Genomic DNA, 264 nt, shown 5'->3' with positions numbered 1-264 from the left:
GTGGTGTTGGGCTGGCTGGGGGTCTCAACACTGACCCCCCCCCCCACGCCCCTCCCCGACACGTTAGCTCGGCCCCCCCCACCCCACCCCCCCCCCCCACCACCCCCCCCCCACCCCACCCCCCCCCCCACCCCACCCCCCCCCCCCCGCACGCCCACCCCTGCCCTCTTACCATCTGAGCTACAGCCCCTATCACTTCTGGCATACTACGTCGCCCTCAGCGTAAGCCTGTGATCATAGCCATGTGCCTTACCGCTTGGCGAT

1 protein-coding gene is annotated in these 264 nt (G+C 70.5%); it reads right to left on the bottom strand.

Translation table 11 applies throughout. From position 1 onward, the window contains the following. On the bottom strand, positions 1-205 hold a 205-nt coding region (locus tag AAEZ00_RS21455), incomplete at its 3' end, for a hypothetical protein (RefSeq protein ID WP_351089954.1). Between the last annotated feature and the right edge of the window lie 59 nt (positions 206-264).

Source organism: Shewanella sp. S1-49-MNA-CIBAN-0167, assembly GCF_040310145.1.
Lineage (GTDB): Bacteria > Pseudomonadota > Gammaproteobacteria > Enterobacterales > Shewanellaceae > Shewanella > Shewanella psychromarinicola.
The sequence above is the reverse complement of the archived record's forward strand: the minus strand, read 5'-3'. Positions and strand labels throughout refer to the sequence as shown.